We start from the raw sequence: 24,477 nt of genomic DNA on the forward strand, positions 1-24,477 counted from the left end.
AGGGGCGTTTCGCGCGGCATCTCACCTCTGCGTGTTCCTGTGGCTCTTGCTGCTGTGCTGGACCGAGGTCTTTGCACAGGCCGGCGGGCTGCGAGTGCGTGCCGTAGACTACGAACTCGCTTCCTTTGAGCCGCGCGGGGTCGTGACCCTCGCATTCGAGGTTGCCAATGATTCGGCTCGTCCGCAGGACCTGGAGCCGACCCTCGAGTTGCCGGCGGGGTGGCGGGCAGTTACTCCCGATGCGCCATTTACGTTGGCGCCGGGCGAATCGACGGTGCGTTTCGTCACCTTCGTCATTCCGGAGGGTACGTCGGCAACCGACTACGCGGTGCGCTATACGGCGCGGAACCGCCGACAGCCCGAGGTGTCGGCGCATCACGCGGTGAACATACGGGTCAATGCCGTTCGACGTCTGGAAGCTGCCGCGCTCGACGTTCCGGATGCGGTCGTCTCCGGCCAGCCGTACCGCGCCGTTTTCGTCGTACGAAACGCGGGCAACGCGCCGGTCGTCGTGAACTTCCAGGCGCGCAGTTCGCTCGGCCATCCGGTGGATCCTGCGCAGGGGAGGCTGGAACTCGCGCCGCGGGAATCGCGTGAAGTTGCGCTGGAGGTCCGCACGGAAGCCCTGGCCCGGCCCGGCTTCGACCAACTGACACTGACCGTCTCCGCTGACACGGAGCTGTCCACCCAGTCGATGCGAGTCGTGAAGCTCCTTCCGCTAGGAGGCGGAGGCGAGGGGCTCTACCGCACGATTCCCGGGCGTGTGAAGCTCTCTTTCCTTTCGCGGGACGAGGACGGCAAGCGGGCGGGCGGATGGCAGACTGAGCTGACCAGCGCCGGGGCCGTGGACGAAGCCGGCGCGCACCGCATCAATATTCTCCTGCGGGGGCCTGATGCGCGGCAGGCGAGCGCTTTGGGCGCTTGGGACGAGTACCGGTTCGAATATAGCGGCAAAGGGGTGGCGGCGGGAGTCGGCGATCTCACCTATGGACTGACGCCGCTGACGGAGTACGGGCGCTACGGCCGCGGTGCGCAGGCAAAGGTCATGTCGGACGATTGGGGTTTCGAACTCTATGAGATGGGCGACCGCTTCACCCGAACGGAAAACCGGCAGCTCGGGGTCAGTGCAAGCCGGGCGGTGTCGCCGGCCTCCCGCCTGAGTCTCAACTATCTCGCCAAATCGGGCGAGCGGGAGGCCAATATATACAGCTTACGGGCCGTTCGACAGGAAGCCGCGTTCTCCGCCGAAACCGAGCTTGCCTCCAGCGACGGCGCGACACCCGACCGGGCTGTGCGCGGATACCTGTTCGATTCGCGCGGAGGGCTGCGCTACAGCGCCACGGCCCTGTATGCCGGACCCCGCTTCGCAGGCTACTACCGTGATCAGGCGCTGGTCAGCGTATCCGGACACTACCCACTCGGAGAGGACTGGGGGCTGCGCGCATCGGTTTTGTGGCAGCGGATGAACCTGGAACGCATCGCCACACGCCCCGCGCTGGAGGAATCACAGCTCTCACTGGGTCTTGAGTTCCCGCTTGCCGCCGGAATCAATTCTTCCGCGGACCTGCTCCTGCGCCGTAAGCGCGATCTGAGGCGCGATCCGAACGTCGATCTGCTTCATCCGAGCGTCAGGCTCAATGGGGCCTACGGGGCGGGCAACTGGGGCCTCAGCGCCAGCGGCGAGTTCGGAACGACCGAGGATTGTCTGTCCGACCGACGCTACGCGACATCACTCGCCTTGCTGTCGCTGTACTTGAATCCGTCCGAGCGGCATTTCTACAACCTGTACCTCATTCGCGACGACAACACGTACTCCGCCGTGCGGCAGCGGGTCAATACCAGCGCCGGTGCAGGTGCGAGTTTCCAGCTGTGGGAACGGGCGCGGCTGCAGTTGAATCTGCAGCGCAGCGTGGCGGAGAACGCGAACCGTTTTTTTATGCTGGGCTTCGAGCAGACCCTGCGTGGCGGGCAAACCATTTCCCTGCTGCTGCGCAGTACCTCAGGGCGATTCGCGCACCAGACCGACGCGCAATTCAGTGTCAGCTTTCCGTTTGACGTTCCGATCGTCCGTCGCGCGGACGTAGCTCCGGTCGCGGGCCGGCTTCTGGATGCGGAAACGGGCGCCGGGTTGAAGGACGTCCCTCTCAGCCTCGATGGAGCGATCGTCATGACTGATGAACAAGGCTATTTCCGCTACGACGCTGCACGCGCCGGCAGACGTTACCTGACGCTGGCCGGGGCGGGCGGGGCCGCGGGCAAGGTGCCGCTCACGCCGTTTCCTCGCGAAATGGAGGTTCGCACGGACGGCGACAACTACCAGGAGATCCAGTTCGTCGTTCCGGGCTCGGTGAAGGGGCAGATCCGACGCTACGAGCCAGTTGTGGAAATGCCATCGCAGGCCTATCGCAGGGGCGGAAATGACGCCGACCCCATGGCCGAAGGTGACGGCGTGCCCGGTGCTCTGGTGATGGTTCGCCGGGGCGAGCTGGAATACCGGCGCCTTGCCGACGCCGAAGGGCGGTTCCGGATCGACGGACTTCCCCCCGGGAAATGGTTGGTAAGCGTTGACGAGGGCTCGCTTCCGCCCGGCAGCCAGTATCAGGCAGAGCAGCTGCAATTCCAGCTCGACGTCCGGAGCGGCGAAGAGACGCCGGTCGACTTCAGGCTTCTTCCCAGAACAAGACGCATGAGGATGATTCCAAATGTGTCGGCACTGAACGCGCCCTAGTCGGCATTTCTCACCCGCCCGGCCAGCCCGGAGCAAAGGCGCTATCGGGCGGAGCCGCTCGATCAGCCGCGACGCTCAGCGGAGTCAGCGGTCGCTCTGGATGTCGGCGGGAGGAATTTTCTGCCTCTGATGGCGCATGGCGGGTGGAGTGTCTCCCCGACAGGCAAGCATTGGCCTCGCGCGACGTCGCGATTGATCAACAACCCGCGGCGCTGCGCCAGGCGGATCAACCCGGCACAAGGCGCGCCCGCGCAAGACGCCACGCGATTTGAAATGGATGGCTGGTCGCCATGCTGATGTGGATGCGACACACGCTGATCTTCACCAGTGCGCCGATCTTCAGCAGCTTCAGACGCAGGCTCTCGCCTAGCCCAATTCGCTCAATAAAACCATTTGCGCGAGTACGGCGCTCGATCCGATCTCAAGCTTGCGGAACAGGTTCGCCCTATGGGCTTCCACGGTGCGTGGACTGATGGTGAAGCGATCGGCCACGGACTGCGTAGTAAGCCCATCGGCGAGGCATTTCGCGATCTGGCGCTCGCGCTCAATAAGCTGGTTCAGCCGTTTCTGTGCGTTGATGATCTGAGTTCTGCGGGCGCGTTGAGTCCGATTGGCAGCGATGGCCGCACGTACGTGCTCGATCAGCAACTCGTCGCTGAAGGGTTTCTCAACCACGGCGAAAGCACCCGCCTGCATCGCCCGTACGGTGACGGGAACATCCGCGTTTCCCGTGTAAATGATTACCGGTAGGTCGATGCCACACTGCTTCATACGTTCGAGCAACTCGAGCCCGCCCATTCGCGGCATCCGCAGATCGAGAACAAGGCACGCCTCGTCACGCGCTTCGTAAGCACCCAGGAATGACTCCGCACCGTCGAAGGTGTCGACCTCAAACCCTGCGGACCGGAACGCGCGTCGAGCAGCATTCCGCACAAACTCGTCATCATCGACGATGAAAACCGTCTGCTCCATAAACATCGAACAACTTTGAGGTCTCAGGGGTACGCCGCCCTTGCGCGTGTCATTCGTCTACGTGAAAGCACCTAGACCGACAAGCAGTTTAACGGATTATCGGCTGATACGCCGTTGTCTATACTGCCGTGGCCCGGAAGAGGGGGCGCTTGTGCGGCGGCTGACGGTGAGGCGCCGTCGCTGTGGGGCGGCGCACCAACACGGAAACGGGCAGTGCCAGGATGCATGCAATCACCGATGTTCGCCTCATCCTGGGTGAGGCCTGACGCATCGCGTTCACCCTTGCGCGTCCAATCCTCTGAGGCGCGGCGGGTCTGTGACCGCATGCCGCGAGCTTTCAGTGGCGATACGCGCGTAGCACCTCACGCAGAACGACGAAATCGGCCCGCGACCAGGTAGAAAGCCGCTTGCTGCCTCAAGGTGCCTCACCCATCCGCTCTTGGGGGGGCGTGCGTCGCCGCAGTGCATATCGAAGGTACGCGAGCTTGAACGTACAGGTAACACATGGCAACGGAGAAGAATCATTGGTCGGCACCCGAAGACTTCGCGTAATCTTTCGCGTCGGTGCATCGCATCGGGCGGGCTACTGGTAGCATATGCCAATTAGAAGTTGCGACACGGACACATTCCCCTTTGTAGCGGAGAACGTCCGAGTGAAAGTCAACATAGAGCTCTGACACGATGATTGAGGGAGCGGTCTCAAATTTCGCCATCTTCCTGGATATTCCTGCGGTATGCGGGGGGAGGACGCGGTCGGTATCAGCAGGTAGGCGCGATGCGACACCGGTTCATGCCTTCATGGACGCCCCTGACCTGAAGTGCCAAGGCATGACCCGTGCGCATGTTCCTTGCCGTTCGGTCATCAATACAGATCGATGCCGGATCACTCATGCCCGAAAATAACACGGTTACGATGGATCAGTTGCGGGTCGGTCTATATGTCATGCTCGATCTCAACTGGTTTCAGCATCCCTTTGCCTTCAGTCAGTTCAAGATTAAGTCCGAAGAGCAAATAAGGGAGATCCGTAGTCTGGGATTGAATAGCGTTCGGTATAACCCGGCGCTGAGCGACATGGCTGCACGGCAACCGTCCACGGACGCGGCGCCGATCACAACCCCGCGCGTACCGGCTGACCCCGATACGGATATGGAAGAGTCGGCTGCGGACTCCCAAACCGTGAATGCGGCTATCTTGCCAGCGCTTGCCGCAAAGCGAGCTCTCGTTGAGCGCATTCGAATTCAGCGCGAGGCTGCTGCACGTGTGGAGAGTGCATTCGTCAGTGCCGCGAAGGCCATTCGCGACATCGAGAAGAACCTGTACTCGCATCCGAGGGAGACGGTCGAGCACGCAACGAACCTCGTCACCCAGATTGCGGACTCAATCCTGTGCGCCCCGGAATTGGCGATCCATGTGATGGGGGATCGGACAGGAGGTGAGGAGCTCTATTTTCATTCCCTCAACGTCACGATGCTATCGATGATGATTGCCCGCGATCTCCGGGTCCCTCAGGAAGCTCTTGGCGCACTGGGTATGGGAGCATTGCTGCATGACATTGGGCGCAAGGAAATTCCAGATCGAATATTAATGAAGACTGAACCGCTTACTCCGCCGGAGCGTAAGCTGTATGAGATGCATTGCCACTACGGGGTGGAACTCGGTCGACGACTCCAGCTTTCCAAGTCGGCTTTGGCGATCATTGGCGAACACCATGAGCTCTTTGATGGCAGCGGTTACCCTGTCGGCCTGAAAGGTGACGCAATAGGGGTATTGCCACGTATCGTTGCCGTAGCGAATTACTATGACGAACTGTGCAATCCGGTAGATTTTGCGGCCGCACTGACGCCCCATGAGGCGCTTTCGACGATGTTCGCGAGGTTGCGGGCGAAATTCGATCCTCGCATGCTGCAAGCGTTCATTCGATGCCTCGGGGTCTATCCGCCCGGGACCATCGTTCAATTATCCAACGGTGTGATCGCGATGGTGGCCACGGTTAATACCGCCAAGCCGATGAAGCCCGTCATCGTGATCTACGATGCGAATATTCCAAAAGAGGAAGCGATACTGGCAGATCTGGCGCGCGAGCAGGATCTAAATATTGCGAAGGCAATCCGGCCTGCGCAGGTGCCGCTAGAGATTTACAATTATCTCAGCCCGCGCAAGCGCGTCAGCTACTATTTTGACGCCGGTAAATCTGGACAGGATACGGTGGCCCGATGAGCAGCCTTGCAGAACTGATGCTGGATCACTGCACGCACATGATGCTCTTGGTGGATCCGAGCACCCTGCGAATCATGATGGGCAACCAGCTTGTAACGCAGATGCTTGGGTACTCGCGTGCAGATCTCGTCGCCATGTCGATTACCGACATCGAGAGCTCATTGCAGGACGTCTTCTATTGGGAGGACGCACACAACGGGCAGCATCAAGAGATCGAGGGGCAGGAAGGCCTGTATCAGTGCGCCGACGGCACCATGTTGTCGGTGGTGAAATCGATTCGCATCGTCGCCCACGAAGGCCTTCCTTTAATGCTTGTGCTGGCGCGCGATACGAGGCACGAACGCAAGGTCGAGGACACGCTTGAGCAGACACTGTCTCAATTGCGGGCAACCCTCGAATCGACCGGTAACGGAATTCTTGTTATCGATTGGCAGGGCAATATTACCAACATGAATCGGTTGTTCAGCAGCATGTGGGGGATTCCCGACGCACTATTGCTGGAGCGAAACGATGCGGCAATTCTCGAGTTCATTGCCGCAAAGGTGATGGAGCCGGACTTGTGTCGGGCACGCTTGCGGGCAACCGTCGATACCGCCGAGACCGAGGATCTGCTTCGCTTGACTGACGGCCGTGTGTTTGAGTGCAAGTCTCACCCGCAATATATCGGCGAACGGATCGTGGGCCGGGTTTATGGGTACAGCGACATCACCGAACGCATTCGTGCCGAAGAGACTCTTCGGGAGTCGCGTGACCGTCTGGAAGATCGCGTGCGTGAACGGACTGCCGAACTCGAGCAAGCGAATACCACATTGCAGGCTGAAAAGCTTCATCAGGAGACCTTGATTCGCAAGCTCGAGGAGGCGCACAACCAACTACTCCAGTCCGAAAAGATGGCATCGATTGGTCAACTGGCAGCCGGAGTCGCCCACGAGATCAACAATCCGGTCGGGTTCGTGAATTCCAACCTGGGGACATTGCAGCGCTACGCGGATGACTTGCTGCGTTTGCTTAGCGCGTACGAGCGAATTGAGCTTGATCTGACGTCGGAGCAGCTGGAAGAAATCGTATGCATCAAGAAGGAAATCGATGCGGCTTACCTGCGTGACGACATCGGTGACCTCCTGAACGAATCACTCGATGGATTGCAGCGTGTCAAGCGCATTGTCCAGGACCTCAAGGATTTCTCTCATGTTGACAAGGCCGAACGAGAGTGGGCAAGTCTGGAAGCTGGTCTGGAGAGTACGCTTAACGTCGTTTGGAATGAGATCAAGTACAAGGCCGACGTGGTCAAGGAGTACGCGCAACTTCCCCAGATTGAATGCTTCCCTTCACAACTCAACCAGGTCTTCATGAACCTGCTGGTCAATGCGGCCCACGCCATCGAGGATCATGGTCGGATCACGTTGCGCACCGGATACGACGAGAACCAGATTTGGGTTGCGATTGAAGATACGGGCAAAGGCATCCGGCCCGAGCATCTGAGCCGAATCTTCGAGCCGTTCTTCACCACCAAGGCTGTGGGCAAGGGTACCGGTCTCGGTCTATCGCTGTCCTATGGAATCGTGAACCGCCACCACGGACACATCGACGTCATGAGCGAACTTGGCAAGGGAACGGTGTTTCGCGTGGTCCTGCCGCGGACGGTCACCGCCGAGTCGTCGGAGTCCAAGTAGGTGCGTGGGCAAACCTCGGTTCCCCTTTTCTCTGCGGGCAGCCCAGCTCACGGTTGTCGCCGCTCTCATCACACTCGACCGCCGGGCATTGCGGTGCAAGGGACAGAGCGCAAACGCTTCAGTATCTGGGGTCAGGATAACTGCACTGGCGTTGGCATCGTAACGCGCACGGCATGTGGTTTCGTACCGCCATTACGTTGAAGTAATGCTGCAGTTACTTGCTGTAAGGGATTGTGATCGCATGGGCGGGTGGGTAGCGTCGGCAAGAGCCTGGGGGCTCGCTCCAGCAGCTAATAACAATATGGTGATTCGCATATGACTCGCAAGTGGCTTGCCCGAATGCACGTTCGCCTGCTGCTGCTCGTTGTGCTTGCCGCCCTGCCGTCGCTTGGGATCATTGCCAATGCCGACCTTGTGCAACGCCAGGAGGCGCTGGCTGCCTCGGGGCGCCTCGCGCTGCTGAGCGCAGAGCAGCTAGCGATGCGTTACCAGGACATGATCCGGCACGCGCACGAGGTTTTGAACGGTGTGGCGCGCGCGCCCGAAGTTCGCACATTCAGGAACGAAAGCGAATGCCACGATTGGTTGGCGCGAGTCGCGACGCTCAATCCGCTCTACGGCGACCTGTTCGTCGCCGCGCCAGACGGCAAATTGGTCTGCCGGTCGCAACCATTTGCCACGGCCATCAACATCGCGGACCGAAGCTATTTCCGACGTGCGGTCGCGAGCCGCGCGTTCGCAGTCGGCGACTACAGTTTCAGCCGGGTGACGGGCAAGCCGGTAGTGGTGTTTGCGCTGCCGGTGCTCGACGAACGAGGCGTGGTGGTGGCGGTCGTGGGGCTGGGGGCACCGCCCGTGGCGTTTGAAAGAATGTTGCGCAAGACGTCACTGCCGGGCAATTCGGTGATCACGGTCGTCGACAGCGAAGGCATCATTCTCGCACGCTGGCCCGATCCGGACGGGATCGCTGGTAACGCGATTCCCGAACTGGCCGAGTTCAAAACCGCGATACGCGACGCCAACGCCTTGACCGTCGAATCGGTGTGGCTCGACGGCGTCACCCGCACGACTGCCATCGTGCCGATCATGCGAAGCGCAGACGATCTGTATGTGCGTGTCGGAATTCCGACGGCGGTCGCACAGGCGGCCGCGAACGCGGTCGTACGTCGCAATCTGATTTTATTGGGGGGCGCCAGCTTACTGGTGATCCTGTTCGGCTGGTTCAGCGCGCGGCATCTGGTGTTGCGGCGGGTACAGGATCTGGCTGAAACAGCGAGGCGGTTGGGTTCAGGAGACCTGCGCGCGCGCTGCAGTTTGCCGCCTGACGAAGGGGAGTTGGGCGATCTGGCGAGGGGGCTGAATGAGATGGCGGGGCACATCCAGGACGCGATGGCGAAACTGCAGGCGGCTGATGAAGAGGTGCGGCTGCGCGATCGCGCAATCCAGTCGAGCCGAAACGGAATACTGATCTACCGGTATGGTTCCCCGGCGGGGATCGTCTGCACAAATCCCGCCTTACTCACTTTGCTTGCCGCGGGTGGGGCGAACCTGGTCGGTGCGAGTCTCTCCTCAGTCGCGGCATGGGGCTTCGACCACGAGGGGTGGGAGCAGCTTTTGGCGTTGCTTTTCGCTCAGCGCGAGGGCGAGATTGCACTCAGTCTGTCACGGGGAGCGCAAGAAGTGGTATGGCTCGAGGCCGGCGTCACGCTCGTGAAGGGGGGCGAACATGGATTCAGTCATGCAGTAATCGAATTGCGTGATATCACCGAACGCCACCACTACGTGAAACAACTCGCCTACCAGGCGAACCACGATGAACTGACGGGCCTTCCCAATCGCAATCTATTGAATGATCGTCTCGAGCAGGCCTTGGCTCACGCTGCTCACAACAGCGGATGCGTTCACGTTCTGTGGCTGGATGTGGATCGTTTCCACGTCGTTCACGACAGTTTTGGGCGGCGGGTTGCCGACAGGACGCTTGTCGCCATCAGTCGCAGGATCATGGCGATCGCGTCGGAGTGCGGCACGATTGCGCGCCTCGCACACGACGAGTTTGTGCTCGTTTCCGAGCCTGTCATTGGACAACAGGGGGTGATCTCGCTGGCCAACCGGGTGCTGGAGACACTACGACAGCCAATTGTCGTTGATGGGCGAGAGTTCTGTCTTACCGTGAGTGTCGGCATCGCAGAAAGCAGCGGCCCGGAGCAGGATGTGGATTCCTTGCTGCGTAACGCAAACATCGCCGCGCTGCGGGCAAAGGCGATGGGGCGGGATACGTTCTGCTTATACAGCAGCACGATGAACGAGCGTGCTGCCGACAAGTTGCGCCTCGAAATCGAACTGCGTCGCGCGATCGAACGCAATGAATTGTTTCTCGTCTACCAGCCAAAAGTCGATCTGCTGACCGGTGAAATCGTGGGCAGTGAGGCCTTGTGTCGTTGGCGCCACGCCGAGTTGGGTGCGGTGCCTCCGAGCGAGTTTATTGCGGTTGCGGAACGTAGCGGATTGATCCTTGCGGTGGGGCGCTGGGTCCTCGAGACTGCCTGCGCGCAGATGCGCGCGTGGCTCGATACCGGAATCGACTGCCGCCGCATGGCGGTCAATGTCTCAGCGCTCCAATTCTACCGGGATGATCTCGTGTCAGACATATCGGCACTGTTGGGCCGATATCGGCTCGACCCCCACTCGCTGATGCTGGAAATTACGGAAAGCACTCTCATGGGTGACCCCGAACGCGCGATCGCCACGATGCAGCGCCTGAAGGCGCTGGAGGTGAAACTCGCGATCGATGATTTCGGAACCGGGTATTCATCCCTCAGCACCCTACAGCGCTTTCCAATCGACTACCTGAAGATCGACCGCGCCTTTATTTCCGATCTGACGACGAGCGCGAGCAACGCTGCGATCGCAGTATCGATCATCTCGTTGGCTCACAGCCTGAATTTGCGCGTGATCGCAGAGGGGGTGGAAACGGAAGGGCAACTCCTTTATCTGCGGGGCCGTGCCTGCGATGAGATGCAGGGCTATTTCTATGCACCCCCGGTGTCGCCCGAGCACCTTTCGACGATGATCGCAGAGCGCCAATGGCTTGAGTTTCCGGTTCAAAAGGATCTGCCTGAGCGAACGCTATTGTTGGTCGATGACGAGCCTTCTGTGCGGTCAGCGCTGCGCCGGCTCTTGCGTCGCGAAGGCTACACACTACTGTTCGCCGGCGATGCCGCGGAGGCTTTCGATCTACTCGCGAGGCATGCCGTCGGTGTCGTCATCTCGGATTACCGCATGCCAGGCATGGATGGGATACGGTTTCTCGATAAAGTACGAGGACTGTACCCCGAAACTGTCCGCATGGTCCTGTCCGGGTACTCAAACGTTAACGTCATCACCGAAGCGATCAATCGTGGTGCGGTATTCCGGTACCTGCACAAACCGTGGAATGACCGAGAGCTCATGGAGTCGGTCCGCGATGCGTTCGAGCGTTTCGAAGTACGGGTTGTCGCACAGGCCGCCTAGTGCCGTGCCATATAGTGATACTTTAATATTTGGGAATACTGTGTGATGTGAACCCCCGGAGTTTGGCGTCGTGCGTATTTGTCGCACGCTCGGTTCGAGCGAAGGGCCGTGGAGTGAAAATGTCGGACGAAGATCTTGAGCATGCGGCGGGGCTCATCCTCGATGTGGAACTGTACGCGGGATTGCAGGAGCTCGCGGCAGGAGCGTTTCCGAAGCACTGCAGAGCGTGTGGTCGTTGCTACCGTGACGTGGAGGACTACATTGCCCAGACGCAACGCGTCGCAAGCGGGAAGAGCGGCCTTAAGCAGTCCGTCGGCGATGACGGGTGTGTGATTGTCGAACTCTTTCGGAACTGCGTCTGTGGTTCTACGCTCATGGACTGCTTTCGAGATCGTCGAGACCATAGCGATGCCGGGATGCGAAGGCGAACTCGCTTCGGGGCGTTTATCGAGGTGCTCGTGAGTCGCGGAATTGAGCGCAGCCGCGCACGGGTGGAGTTACTCCGGATCTTGCGCGGGCAGCCCAGTGCGTTGTTCGCGGCACGGTCGCGAACTGCCCCGTCGGCCTAGCTGAAATGGTTCTGCGCGGTTCGAGCCCGACGAGGGCCTGTGCGGTCGGGAAGGGGTTTGCCGGGAATGGCGCCAGCCGTGTACTCGGGAGACACGACATGAGCAGCCTTTGGTGGCTCGATTCGCGCGGGCACGGGGATATCCTCGGGAACGAATCGCCACTGCGAAGAGCACGGGAGCATTCTCATACAGACCGCCGTACATGACGAATATCATGCGTTGTAAAAATTCAGAATCGATATGGGCGCGCGAGTCTGCTACCGTAGACAAGCAGTCCGGTGCGGCTCTCCACCAGCCTGGGTTGCGGCGGGAGGTGGGATTCCGATGACTTGCGAAAATGGTGCTGGGGGTACCCCCCGGGTTACGTGTGCGATGGGTTCCGGCGTTGTCGGAAGTCTTGGCTTTCACTGTGCATCATGAACGATACGACAAAGACGTCCGCCACCCTCCTGCTGGTCGACGACGAGCCGAGCATCCTCTCCGCGTTGCGACGGCTGCTGCGACCGGCCGGCTACACGATCCACACAGCTGAGAGCGGACGCGCCGGGCTTGAGCTGCTTGAGCGCGAACCGGTCGATCTCGTTATTTCGGACATGCGGATGCCCGAAATGGACGGCGCGAAGTTTCTTGAACAGGTACGCGCGCGCTGGCCGGAGGTGACGCGCATGCTGCTGACCGGCTACGCCGACATGAGCTCGACCATCGCAGCGATCAACCGCGGCGAGATCTATCGCTACGTCGCCAAGCCTTGGGATGACAACGAACTCGCGCTGATTATCCGTGACGCCCTCGAGCGTCGTCGGCTGCAGCACGAGAACGCCCACTTGCTCGCTCTGACGCAGCAGCAGAACGAGGCGCTGCGGGAGCTCAACGCAAGCCTCGAACTGCGGGTGCGCGAACGCACCGCCGAACTCGAAGACGCCAATAGCGCCCTCAATGTCGCAAACGACAAACTGAAGCAGAATTTTGTCGTCTCCATCAAGATGTTCACGGGACTCATGGAACTGCGTGGTGGTGCAATGGCGGGACACTCCCGCCGGGTAGCCGACCTCGCACGACGACTCGCTCTGCAACTGGGGATCGAAGCAAAGGCGGTGCAGGACATTTTTCTCGCAGGCCTGCTCCATGATGTTGGCAAGATCGGGTTCCCGGATACGCTCCTTACCCGTCCCGTTGTACGGATGAACGGCGAGGAACGCGCGCTGTATCGCAAGCACCCGATTGCTGGCGAGTCGGCGCTGATGCCCCTCGAAGAATTGAAGGAGGCCGCACGATTGGTTCGGGCCCACCATGAACGCTTCGACGGCCAGGGTTTTCCGGACGGTCTCGTCGGTTTGTCGATACCGCTGGGCGCGCGCATTCTCGCTGTGGCCAGCGATTACGACGGGCTCCAGCAGGGCACGCTCGCAGACAGGCGGCTCACTGCCGAAGAGGCCATGGAGATGCTCGCCCAGTCGCGCGGCAAACGCTACGACCCCCAGGTCGTCGACTCGCTGCTCGAAATGCTGGGACGCCCCAAGCCGGATCCGAACCGGGGCCAGGAGGTACGCCCCGCCGACCTTCAGCCGGGCATGGTTCTGGCTCGCGACCTTATCGGCCGTGACGGTGTGCTGCTCCTGGCTGCTGACTATATACTCGATGCAAATTTGATACGACAGATCCAGGAATATGCGCGCCGCGACGCGCCTGCACTGGTACTACAGATCCGTTTGGACAAACGTGTCGTGCCCGAAGGCACATGACACCGATTGCGCTGACATCCGGGGAACCCATGAGCCGTATTCTGATCGTCGATGACGAAGAGTCCATTCTCAAGGCCTTGCGCCGCTTGTTGATGCTCACGCCCTGTGTGGTTGGGGACAAGCACTTCAAGCTCGGCGTGGATTGTTTCAGCGTGCCACAACAGGCACTCGAGAAGGCTCGCAACACTGCCTATGATCTGGTCCTTTCGGATTACCGCATGCCTGGCATGGACGGGGTCCAGTTTCTAAAGGCGTTTCGCGAGCTGCAACCTCATTGCGCACGCCTGATCCTGTCCGGTTACGCCGACCTCAATGGACTCATCGGTGCCATCAACGATGCGGGGATCAGTCGCTTCCTCTCCAAACCGTGGAACGACTACGAATTGGTCGCGGCAATTGCGCAAGCACTTGCATTGCGCGAGCTCACGATGGAAAACCAGCGTCTTGCCGATGAGGCTCGTCTGGCGATGGGACGGATTTCACCACAGCAACTGGAACGTAACCGCCTTGAAGCCGAGGAACCCGGCATCACCGAGGTGAAATGGGGGCCAGATGGCTCGGTCCTCCTTGACGAATCGCTGCTTGATGAACCGCTGCCCGACGATTGGAAGCCGGGAGGGCATTAATGCCGGAATTCGAGCGAGAGGCAAATCGGGTCACCTTCAAGCTCGTGTACTACGGGCCTGCCCAGGGCGGCAAGACGACCAACCTGATGCAACTGCACGAACTGGCCGGCGCACAAATGAAGGGTGAGCTCATGACCCTCGAAACACAGCATGATCGCACGCTGTTTTTCGACCTTCTTCCCTTGGGTTTCCGTGCGGCGTCGGGACTCACCATACGTTTGCGCCTCTTCACCGTTCCCGGACAGGTTGCTCACGACGGGACGCGCAAGGCCGTCTTGTCGCGTGCCGACGGAGTGGTATTCGTCGCGGACTCGCAGCGCACGCAGGCGACCAACAACGGGGAATCGTTCCAGAACCTCGCCGAGAACCTCGCTCGCGTCGGACTAGATCTCGAGCATCTGCCGCTGGTGGTGCAATTCAACAAGCGGGACCTCTCCGACATCCTCTCCGAAGACGAGATTCGAGAACGCTACGCCGGGGCTCCCTGGCCGCTGCTGTTTGCGTCCGCGATCGACGGGCGTGGGGTCCGCGAGACCTTTACCGAATTGCTGCATGGCGTTTGGCGGCGCTACGCTGCTGAATTGGAGCTGGAGAGTCGGCACGGACTCGATGAGCAATCTTTCATCATGGCTGCGGGAGGTGGGCAGGCATGACAGAAATGACCGGCTTTGACCGCGATTTTTCACTCGGCGAACTTCTCAGCACCCGCGACGCGGATGACCTGTGCCACACGCTGTCGGGATTGCTCGGAACACCGGTGGCGATCCTCGATGTGGGAGGAGGATCGTTCGGGGGCATGGTGCCGCCCCCCGGTGGCGAGCGTGCGCCACTCGTGCTCGAACTGGAGCCCGTCGGGTTTCTCGCAGCGGATTGCACCGCCTCTGCCCTCGGTAGTGCCGCGCGCATCGTGCGATGGGGGCTGTTGTCGCGCGCTCGGCTGCGCATGGTTTCCGATCTGCACCTTGAGGCGGTACGCGCCGATTACGCGAAGCTGCAGCAGCAGAACGAAGCATTGAAGGCTTCCGAGGCCAAGTACCGTGATCTCGCTGCCTCACTGGACGCCAAGGTCAAGGAGCAGATCAAGGTCATTGACGAACGACAGCTCCAGCTCTACCAGGCCGAACGTCTCGCCTCGATCGGACAGCTCGCTGCCGGGGTTGCGCACGAGATCAACAATCCGCTCGGCTTCATCGGCAGCAACTTGTCTGCGGCCGAACGTTATCTGCATAGTCTGGAAGACTTGCGTGCCGTGGTCCCGTCGCCGGTCTGGGAAGTGCGTGATCTCGATTTCGTGTTTGAAGATTTCTCCGAGTTGCTGAAGGACTCACGTGCCGGCATCGACCGTATTGCGCGGATCGTCAGGGACCTGAAGGGTTTTTCGAGCGTAGACCAGCCTCAGGAGCAGGTTGTGGATCTCAATGCGCAGCTGGAAACCCTGATGTCGGTCCTGGTGGGTCAGAAGGCGGAGTCCGTCACGCTGAGCACGGATTTTTCCCCCTTGCCGCCGCTGTTATGTCTGCCCGGACACCTCAATCAAGCCTTCCTCAACATCCTCCAGAATGCCTTGCAGGCGGTAACCGAGGGCGGCATCGTAACGGTGCATACCCGAACGGAGGGGGGCGCGATTGCCGTGGAAGTCTCGGACTCAGGGCGGGGGATCCCCCCGGAGATTCGCGCGCGTATTTTCGACCCGTTCTTCACCACCCGTGGTGTTGGCAGTGGCACAGGACTTGGCTTGACTGTTGCTCGTGACATAATACTTGCGCATAGCGGAACGGTAACGGTGATCTGTCCGCCTCAAGGTGGAACCCGTGTTACCGTCAATCTCCCCGTGTGACCGCACATGACCAATTACGCCGCCTACTTCACTGGCAAGAGCGAGGTCCCCGCAAATAGCGGGGCTGCGCCCGCGGCACGTTACCGCTTGCTGATCGTGGATGACGAACCCGCGATTCTCAAAGCGCTCACGCGCACATTCCGCGCCGAGGCGTATGAAATCATCACGGCGAGCAATGGTAGCGAGGCGTTGGCGCAGCTGCGCGAAGCCCCTGTACAGGTCATCATCAGCGATTACATGATGCCGGGCATCAACGGCGCGGAACTGCTCAAGCAAGTCAAGACGCTCTATCCTGACACGATCCGCATCATGCTGACCGGCCATGCGGATACGGGCGCAGTCATGGGCGCCATCAACGAGGGTGCGGTCTACAAGTTCATCCTTAAACCATGGAACGACGATGATCTGCGGATCACGGTCTCGCTTGCTCTCGAGCAGTTCGATCTCGTCCAGAAGAACCGCGCATTAACCCAGGAGAACGCCAAGAAATCAAAGGAGATCTCGGCCCTCTCGCGCTTGGCGGTCTCCAACCGCAGCCAACTGGGGATGATGCTGCACAAGAAAAATCTGCTCACGAGTGCTCAGCTGCAGGAACTCACGCGCCAACAGGGGTTGCAGAAGGAGCCGCTGATCAAGCTCCTGCTCGATCGTGGATGGGTGGGCGAGAAGAGTTTGCGCAAGATTCTCCGTGAAGATCTGCTCGTCGAGGAGGTTTCGCTCGGCGAATTCCGCGTCGATGCAGCCGTCACCGAGCTGATCCCGCGAGGGTTCTGCGAAAAGCAGCTGGTGGTGCCGCTCAAACTCGAAGGACGACGGTTGCTCTTGGCGGTGGCGGACCCGATGGATTCGGGCCTCATCGATGATGTCCGGTTCACTGCCGGGCTCGACCTCAAGGTCGTGATGGCCGACACTGAGGCGATCCGTGCAAAGATTGCCGAGGTGTACGGAGATCGCGGCGACAGCATGGATATCCGCGATCTGGCGACCATGGTCGGCAGCGTCGATCCCTACGAGGGGATCGAAGTCGTGATCGACGACATCGAGGACGTTCCGCTCGATGAGTTGTTGGCATCGACCAACGATCCGCCTGCGATTCGCCTGGTGAATGCGATCATTCTCGAAGCCATGCGGCTCGGGGCCTCGGATATCCACATTCAGCCACGCACCAAGAACGTCGTCGTGCGCTTGCGGATTGACGGCGTTTTGCAGGACAAGATACACGTGCCGCATGCATTGCACGGTCCTTTGGTGTCACGCCTCAAGATCATGGCCGAGCTCGACATCTCAGAGCGGCGGCGCCCGCAGGATGGGCGGCTGACGGTGAAATCGCCCCTGCGCATTGTCGATCTACGGATCTCGACGCTGCCGACAATCAACGGCGAAAAAGTCGTCATGCGGATCCTGGACCGCAACTCGGCGGTCCTGAGTCTTGCCGGACTGGGCTTTGGCGAAACCGGGCTGGCCAAGGTGCGCGTCATGGTGGATAAACCCCAGGGGCTGCTCCTGGCCACGGGGCCGACCGGCAGCGGCAAGACCACGACCCTCTATTCACTCCTGCAGGCTAACGCATCGCCCGCCAAGAACTACATCACGATCGAGGATCCGGTCGAGTACTACCTCGACAGCGCCGGGCAAGTCCTCGTGAAGGAAAAGATCGGACTCACCTTTCCCGTCGTCCTGCGCTCGATCCTGCGCCAGGATCCTGACGTTCTTCTGATTGGCGAAATCCGCGACCTCGAGACCGCCGAAGTTGCCTTCCATGCGGCGTTGACCGGCCATCAGGTGCTCTCGACCCTTCACACCAATTCCGCGATGGCCACCATCGCACGGCTGCTCGATCTGGGACTGAAGCCGTTCATCATCGCGAGCGCGCTCGAGGGGGTCATCGCGCAGCGTCTGGTGCGGCGGATCTGTCGTCACTGCCGCCAGGATCTCGCGCCCGATACGGCGACGCTGGCGCGGCTCGGCCCGCGTTTCCGTGACATGCCACCGCCGACCTTTTGCGGTGCCGGCTGCGCGGAGTGTGGCGGAACGGGCTATCGAGGCCGGTTAGGGCTTTACGAGATTCTGCTGCCCGACGAAGGGATGCGTGACCTGATCGCCCGTGGCGCCAGTACAAAAGAACTCGCCGCACATGCCCGTGCGGGGGGGCACGAGTCGCTATGGGACGATGCGAGGGGCAAAGTGGCCCGTGGCGACACCACGCTCGCGGAAGTACTGCGCGTGCTCGGTCCGGAACCGGAATAGGAGACCTCGCAAAATGAACGCTGGGAGCGTGCAGACCTTGCAGTCATCGATCGGCGACGCCCTCGACGAGCGGCAGTTGCTCGAACGGCTCAAACAGACCGAGGGCCAACTTCTCCAGTCCGAGAAGTTGGCGGCGGTGGGGCAGCTTGCGGCCGGGATCGCCCACGAGATCAACAATCCCGTCGGCTTCGTCAGTTCGAATCTCGGCTCCTTGCAGAGCTACATCGAACGTCTGTTTGCGATCCTCGATGCTTACGAGAGGATGGAGCAGGAACTGCCTGCTGAACATCCGGCGCGCCTGGGGGTGGCCAAGCTTTGCCGTGAGGCCGAACTCGCATATCTTCGTCAGGACATCCCGGATCTGCTAAGCGAGTCGATCGAAGGGCTCGCGCGGGTCAAGGGGATCATCAATGATCTGAAGGACTTTTCGCGCGTCGATGACGGGCAGCGCGAGGATGCGGATCTGCACCGCTGCCTCGAGAGCACCCTTAACGTCATACGCAACGAGATCAAGTACAAGGCGGACATCGTTCGTGAGTTCGGGGAGCTTCCGTCCGTCAGCTGCGTTCCCGCCCAGATCAGTCAGGTGTTCATGAACCTGCTCATTAACGCCGCCCAGGCGATCGAGGCGGTTGGCACCATTACCCTGCGAACCGGTGCGGAGACCGATCATGTATGGATCGACATCTGCGATACGGGCAAGGGGATCCCCCCCGAGATTCAGGCTCGCGTCTTCGACCCCTTTTTCACCACCAAGCCGATCGGCAAGGGAACGGGTCTCGGCTTATCGATTTCGCATGATATTGTCCGACGCCACGGAGGCAATCTGATTTTGACAAGCGCAGTCGGAGAAGGAACGACGTTCCGTGTGACCCTTCCTACCGGGAATGCTCCCGAACCCAGTGAGTGATTGCGTGGTTGAGCGCAATGACGACCGGATGATTACCAACTGCGCCATGTCACCACGTCGTACTGCCGCATTCGTCACACTGATTTATGCATGCTTTTCCGGCCTGTGGATCGCCGCCTCCGACACGCTGTTGACCTTGCTGGTTGAGGAGCCAGCTCTGAGGATGCAGATTGGCTCCGCGAAGGGCTTCGTCTACGTGGGGGTGACTACACTCCTGTTATACCTGTTGCTCGACTCCTGGCGACCAAGTGCGTCGTGGGCCGAGGCGGAGAGCCGCCCGCGTACCGGGTTCGTCATCGCCGCATTTTTGGGCCTCGCCGTGATCGTGGCGCTGGTCGGGATTGCGGTGGTGCGGCTTCATGGACGCCAAACCGAGCTTGAAGCGACCGCCAACCTGCAGACCATCGTGGACCTTAAAGTCCGGCAGATTCGGAGTTGGCTCGCGGAACGCGATGGAGATGGTCGGGCGCTGGGACTCTCTTCCAGTTTTGCACTCCGACTTGCAGAATGGCTTGAAACGGGCGCGGGGGAGGCGCGAGAGTCGGTACAAGACCGGCTCGCGTCCATGCAGAGAGCGCTTCCATATGCCGGAGTCGTGCTCCTCGATGCGCAGGGGCAAGAGCGCTATGCGAGCGGGCCACGCCAGCAGGTGCCTGTCGCCATCCAACCCTTGTTGGAGCAGGGGCGGACGAGCGGCGATGTGGTCCGCAGCGATCTGTATACGGATGAAAGCGGCCAGTTGCATTTGGACTGGATCGTGCCTATCCGCAATCCGCAATCTGCGAGCGACGGTGTGATCGCATTCGTGCTCTTGCACGTCGAGCCAGACGGCACCCTGTTCCCGCTGATCTCGAGTTGGCATGCGTCGAGCCCGACGGCAGAAGCCTTCCTCGTCCGTCGCGAAGCGGACGAGGTGGTCTACCTCAATGAACTGCGTCATCGTGCCGGCGCCCCCCTCAGTCTGCGCATGCCGCTGACGGCCGAGGCGCTTCCATCCGCATCATCGTTCATCAGTGGCGCACGCCTTGCTATGACGGGCATTGACTACCGGGGTGTCAACGTGCTCGCTGCAGCGCAGCCCGTTGAGGATACTCCATGGCATCTGGTGGCCAAGATCGACCACGAGGAGGTGATGGCGCCGCTACGTAACCTTGTCTGGTGGGTAAGTCTCGTGAGCGTCTGCGCAATTGCGGCCGTGGCCGCGTTGATCGTCATGTATTCGCGCCAGCAGCGCTGGGCCGATCGAGTGGCGCTGCAGGCCGAGGCGTCCGAGCGGATCCGGGAACTCAACGCACAACTCGAACAACGAGTCGTTGCGCGCACCGAGCAGCTCAGCGATGCGAACCGTGAGCTTGAGTCTTTCGCCTACGCCGTCTCACACGACCTCAAGGCGCCGCTGCGCGGCATTATTGGCTTCAGCCGCCTGCTGGAGATCGAGTGCGGGGGCCAGCTTGCGGGAGAGGGTAGGGATTTTGTTGTTCAGATCAATCAGGCGGCGACGCAGATGCATCAGCTGATCGATGACCTGCTCGCATACGCGCGCATCGAGCGGGGCGCCCTGGCGCTTGTACCGACGGACCTTCCGGCCCTCGTCGATCGCCTTCTCCGCGACTCGCGGCCGACGATTGATGCGGCAAGGGCTGTCGTCAGGGCAAACATTCCGATGGTGACCGTGCCGCTCGATCAAAGCGGATTGACCATTGCCCTGCGGAACCTCATCGATAACGCCCTGAAATTCAGTCGCCATGCCACGCAGCCACAGATCGAGATCGGTGGACGAATTGGACCCACTGCGTGTGTTCTCTGGGTACGCGACAATGGAATTGGCTTTGACATGAGGTTTCATGACAAAATGTTCGATATATTCAGTCGTCTTGAAACAAATTGCGACTACCCCGGCACCGGTGTCGGTCTGGCCATCGTGCGCAAGGCCATGCAACGCATGGGGGGGCAGGCATGGGCGGAAGGTGAGGTAGGCCAAGGAGCCGCGTTCTTTCTGGAGTTTCCCCTCACGCCGTCAACAGTGGAAAATTAGGTCAGAGTAATTTCGCGTCACGATCCATCATGAACGAAGATTCTGACGAAGCTGACAACGGGGTTGCACGCGGAGTGACGGTGAAGGACCTGCATGTCCTCTATGTCGAGGACAACCCGATGGATGCCGCGCTCGCGCGGCGGGCGCTCGAGCGGCAGCTGCATGGTGTCGCGCTGGACTTCGTTTCTACGGTCGCCGAGGCACGTACCCGGCTTACCGCTCCAGTTCCTCCCTACGACGCCATGTTTGTCGACGTGCGCCTGCCCGACGGGAACGGTTTCGAGTTGCTCGCCCATGTACGCGACCGGGGCCTGGCCCTGCCGGTGGTGATTCTCACAGCCTCGGGCGACCAGGATACAGCCCTCGCGGCTCTCCGGGCCGATGCCGACGACTATGTTCCCAAGCGCGGTGACTATACCGAGCGTCTGGCGGCCTGTCTCACTGCGGTTGTCGCGCACCGGCAGGCGCGAGATTCGATCAGACGCCATTCCTTGCGCCTCTTGTATGGAGCGTACGGGCCCGTCGATATCGATCTGGTAAGCCGTCATCTCGTCCGTAGTGCGCCGCATATCGAATTCGAACTCGTCTCTACAGGGGCCGATCTCCTCGCGCGACTTCCCGAAACGGCCGCCGAACCCCTGACCTATGATGTGCTTCTGCTCGATTACCGACTGCCGGGAGCCGATGCGCTCGAGATCATCAAGACGGTCCGTGTCGAGCGTGGTCTCGATTTGCCGGTGGTGCTCGCGATCGACCGAGGTGATGAATATGTTGTTGCCGCCGCGCTGCGCGTCGGTGTTGCAGATTGCATCGAGAAGGACAGTACTTGTCTTGAGCGGCTGCCAGAACTTCTCGAAAAAATCTACCAACAGGCACTGCTACGACGTGAACACGTTCGTGAGCGGGCGTTGGCTGACCGATTGAAGCACGTGCTCGCGGCCAGTCCAGCAATCGTATATACACTGCGCGCTGAAGACGAACGATTCGTGCCGACCTGGGTCAGCGAAAATGTCGTGCGGGTGTTTGGGTATTCGCTGGAGGAATGCCTACAATCCGATTGGTGGCCATCGCATGTTCATCCGGACGACCTCGGTCGACTCTTCGCGCTGGTGCCGCGCCTGCTCGCCGAAGGCAACCTTGTTACCGAGTATCGGTTTTACGATCGGAACGGCTCGATCCGCTGGATACGCGACCAGCAGCGCGTGCTTGCCCGGGCAGGCGAGGATTCGCCGCTGCAGGTCATAGGTTCCTGGAACGACATCACCGCCGAACGCGACACTCAGGAGCGCCTGCGCCTTTACGGTGTTGCCTTCGAAAGCAGTCGTGAGGCGGTGTTTATTACCGATCTCAGCCCCAGGATCCTCGCCGTCAATCCCGCCTTTACCCGCATGAGTGGATACACCGAGGCGGAGGTTCTCGGAAGGAATCCCAATATCCAGCGTTCCGGGCGCCACGATAAGGCTTTCTTTGGGGCGATGTGGAATTCAGTCACCAAAACCGGTTTCTGGGAGGGGGAGGTATGGAACCGGCGCAAGGACGGGGAGGTGTTTCCACAGTGGTTATCGATCAGCACCGTGCGTGATGCGACTGGCCAGCCGACGCACTACGTTGCGGTCGCCAGCGACCTGTCCGAGCTCAAGCACACCGAGGAAAAATTACGTCGGCTGGCCCACTTCGATGTGCTCACCGAGTTACCCAATCGGGTCTTGTTCGAGTTGCGACTCGAGCATGGGCTTGAGCGAGCGAAACGTCACGGGCACTGCGTGGCGGTTCTTGTCGTCGATATCGACCGATTCAAGAATGTGAATGACAGCTTGGGCCATGCTGCGGGCGACCACTTGCTGCAGTCGGTAGCGCTGCGTTTGCGTGGACGTCTACGCAGCGAAGACACCCTCGCGCGGCTAGCCGGCGATCAGTTCGCCATTGTGATGGAGGGGCTGGCAGATTTTCGTGATGCCGAGCGGATGGCCCGTGACATGCAGGCGCTTCTGGAGTCTCCATTCACCATTCTCGACGCGCACGACGTCTACCTGACCGCATGTGTCGGTATCAGCGTGTGCCCCGAGGATGGCACTGCGCCGTCCGTATTGCTGGATAAGGCAAACACGGCGGTACATCAGGCGAAGGCGCTCGGCGGAAACCATTTTAGCTATTACACGGGCGAGCTCAATACCCAGGCACTGAACACATTGGAGCTTGAAGGCGCGCTGCGGCGTGCGCTTGAGCACGGCGAATTCGTGCTGCACTATCAGCCCAAGGTCGATATCTTCAGCGGCCATGTTTGCGGCGCGGAGGCGCTCGTGCGGTGGCAGCGACCCGGGCATGGGTTGGTACCCCCATTGCAGTTCATTCCCCAAGCCGAGCGTAGCGGTCTGATCGTGCCGCTGGGGGCGTGGGTGATCGAAGAGACGTGTCGTCAGATGCGCGCATGGTCGGATGCCGGACTCGGCGAAGTAAGTGTGGCGCTCAATGTTTCGGCGCGGCAGTTCCGCGGCGAGGACCTTGAAGCGACGGTGGCGAGTGCACTGTCTCGCCACGGCATCCGGCCCGAGTTGCTGATGCTCGAATTGACGGAGAGCATGCTCATGGAGCGCCCCGACGAGACGGTGAAGCGCTTGACGAAACTGAAGCGACTGGGGGTCAGGCTGTCGCTCGATGACTTTGGCACGGGGTATTCGAGTCTCGGTTACCTGAGTCGCTTTCCGATCGATCAACTGAAAATCGACCGCTCCTTTGTCACCGACATCGTGTCCGATCCCAGTTCGGCGATCATCGCCACGTCGGTGATCGGGCTTGCCCATCGTATGGGCATCGATGTCGTTGCCGAAGGCGTGGAAACCGAGCCTCAACTGAGTTATTTACGGAAGAATCGGTGCGACAAAATGCAGGGCTATCTTTTCAGCAAGCCGCTACCGGCAGACGATTTTAGCGAACTTGTACGCCAGGAGACTTGTCTGCCGATCATGGCACCAGTCACCGACACGCGAACCCTGTTGCTCGTCGACGACGAGCCGAACATCCTTTCCGCGATCCGGCGATTGCTGCGGGGTGAGGGCTACCGAGTGCTGACGGCCGGTAGCGCGCGAGAAGCCTTGGAGATCCTCGCCAGGGAACCCGTGCAGGTTATTCTGTCCGACCAGCGAATGCCCGAGATGAATGGGACCGAGTTTCTCGGCCGCGTCAAGGTGCTTCATCCGAGTACGGTGCGCATCGTGTTATCCGGTTATACGGAGCTGGAATCGATCATGCAGGCGGTCAACACCGGCGCTTTATATAAGTTCCTGACGAAGCCCTGGGACGACAATGCGCTACGTGATCACCTTCGCGATGCGTTCAGCTACTACGAGGCGGTATTGGAGCCGCGCGCAACCGGCGCTGCAAACCACTTCACGCCGGGCCGCTGACGCGCC

Annotated in this window: 13 protein-coding genes; 12 read left to right on the forward strand and 1 reads right to left on the reverse strand. The window is 60.5% G+C overall.

What is annotated here, in order from left to right:
- The first annotated feature begins 31 nt into the window (after nucleotides 1-31).
- Nucleotides 32-2,728 (forward strand): NEW3 domain-containing protein, encoded by a 2,697-nt coding sequence (locus ToN1_RS23500; RefSeq protein WP_210147917.1) that lies wholly within the window; start codon nucleotides 32-34, stop codon nucleotides 2,726-2,728.
- A 366-nt stretch (nucleotides 2,729-3,094) separates the two neighbouring features.
- On the opposite strand, the gene ToN1_RS23505 is transcribed toward ToN1_RS23500, so the two are convergent.
- Nucleotides 3,095-3,706, reverse strand: coding sequence for a response regulator transcription factor (locus tag ToN1_RS23505; protein ID WP_169205639.1), 612 nt, complete (start codon nucleotides 3,704-3,706; stop codon nucleotides 3,095-3,097).
- 835 nt (nucleotides 3,707-4,541) lie between these two features.
- On the opposite strand from ToN1_RS23505, the gene ToN1_RS23510 reads away from it, so the two are divergent.
- The 11 genes from ToN1_RS23510 to ToN1_RS23560 all read left to right on the forward strand — a co-directional run bounded on the left by ToN1_RS23510 (nucleotide 4,542) and on the right by ToN1_RS23560 (nucleotide 24,471).
- Nucleotides 4,542-5,918 (forward strand): cyclic di-GMP phosphodiesterase, encoded by a 1,377-nt coding sequence (locus ToN1_RS23510; RefSeq protein ID WP_244860871.1) that lies wholly within the window; start codon nucleotides 4,542-4,544, stop codon nucleotides 5,916-5,918.
- The gene (locus tag ToN1_RS23515; RefSeq protein ID WP_169205638.1) at nucleotides 5,915-7,591 is read left to right on the forward strand and encodes an ATP-binding protein; all 1,677 of its coding nucleotides are present in this window, start codon (nucleotides 5,915-5,917) and stop codon (nucleotides 7,589-7,591) included. The genes ToN1_RS23510 and ToN1_RS23515 overlap by 4 nt, the downstream gene beginning before the upstream one ends.
- 315 nt (nucleotides 7,592-7,906) lie before the next feature.
- Nucleotides 7,907-11,101 (forward strand): EAL domain-containing protein, encoded by a 3,195-nt coding sequence (locus ToN1_RS23520; protein ID WP_169205637.1) that lies wholly within the window; start codon nucleotides 7,907-7,909, stop codon nucleotides 11,099-11,101.
- Between the two features lie 985 nt (nucleotides 11,102-12,086).
- Nucleotides 12,087-13,412 carry a response regulator c-di-GMP phosphodiesterase, NosR family gene (nosR, locus tag ToN1_RS23525; RefSeq protein ID WP_169205636.1) on the forward strand — a complete coding sequence of 442 codons (1,326 nt, stop codon included), beginning with the start codon at nucleotides 12,087-12,089 and terminating at the stop codon, nucleotides 13,410-13,412.
- A gap of 29 nt (nucleotides 13,413-13,441) precedes the next feature.
- The gene (locus ToN1_RS23530) at nucleotides 13,442-14,038 is read left to right on the forward strand and encodes a response regulator (RefSeq protein WP_169205635.1); all 597 of its coding nucleotides are present in this window, start codon (nucleotides 13,442-13,444) and stop codon (nucleotides 14,036-14,038) included.
- A complete protein-coding gene (locus ToN1_RS23535; protein WP_169205634.1) occupies nucleotides 14,038-14,691 on the forward strand; it encodes a GTP-binding protein in 654 nt (217 codons plus the stop codon). Before ToN1_RS23530 ends, ToN1_RS23535 begins: the two co-directional genes overlap by 1 nt.
- On the forward strand, nucleotides 14,688-15,875 hold the full coding sequence (locus ToN1_RS23540; protein WP_169205633.1) for a sensor histidine kinase: 1,188 nt from the start codon (nucleotides 14,688-14,690) through the stop codon (nucleotides 15,873-15,875). The genes ToN1_RS23535 and ToN1_RS23540 overlap by 4 nt, the downstream gene beginning before the upstream one ends.
- A 6-nt stretch (nucleotides 15,876-15,881) precedes the next feature.
- A complete protein-coding gene (locus tag ToN1_RS23545; protein ID WP_169205632.1) occupies nucleotides 15,882-18,122 on the forward strand; it encodes an ATPase, T2SS/T4P/T4SS family in 2,241 nt (746 codons plus the stop codon).
- Nucleotides 18,123-18,135: 13 nt separating this feature from the next.
- Nucleotides 18,136-19,032, forward strand: a complete 897-nt coding sequence (locus ToN1_RS23550) for an ATP-binding protein (RefSeq protein ID WP_210147918.1) — start codon at nucleotides 18,136-18,138, stop codon at nucleotides 19,030-19,032.
- A 4-nt stretch (nucleotides 19,033-19,036) separates the two neighbouring features.
- The gene (locus ToN1_RS23555) at nucleotides 19,037-21,067 is read left to right on the forward strand and encodes a sensor histidine kinase (protein ID WP_169205630.1); all 2,031 of its coding nucleotides are present in this window, start codon (nucleotides 19,037-19,039) and stop codon (nucleotides 21,065-21,067) included.
- A 29-nt stretch (nucleotides 21,068-21,096) separates the two neighbouring features.
- Entirely contained in the window at nucleotides 21,097-24,471 is a 3,375-nt protein-coding gene (locus tag ToN1_RS23560; RefSeq protein WP_169205629.1) for an EAL domain-containing protein, read from the forward strand.
- Nucleotides 24,472-24,477 lie beyond the last annotated feature (6 nt).

The organism is Aromatoleum petrolei (genome assembly GCF_017894385.1).
GTDB lineage: Bacteria > Pseudomonadota > Gammaproteobacteria > Burkholderiales > Rhodocyclaceae > Aromatoleum > Aromatoleum petrolei.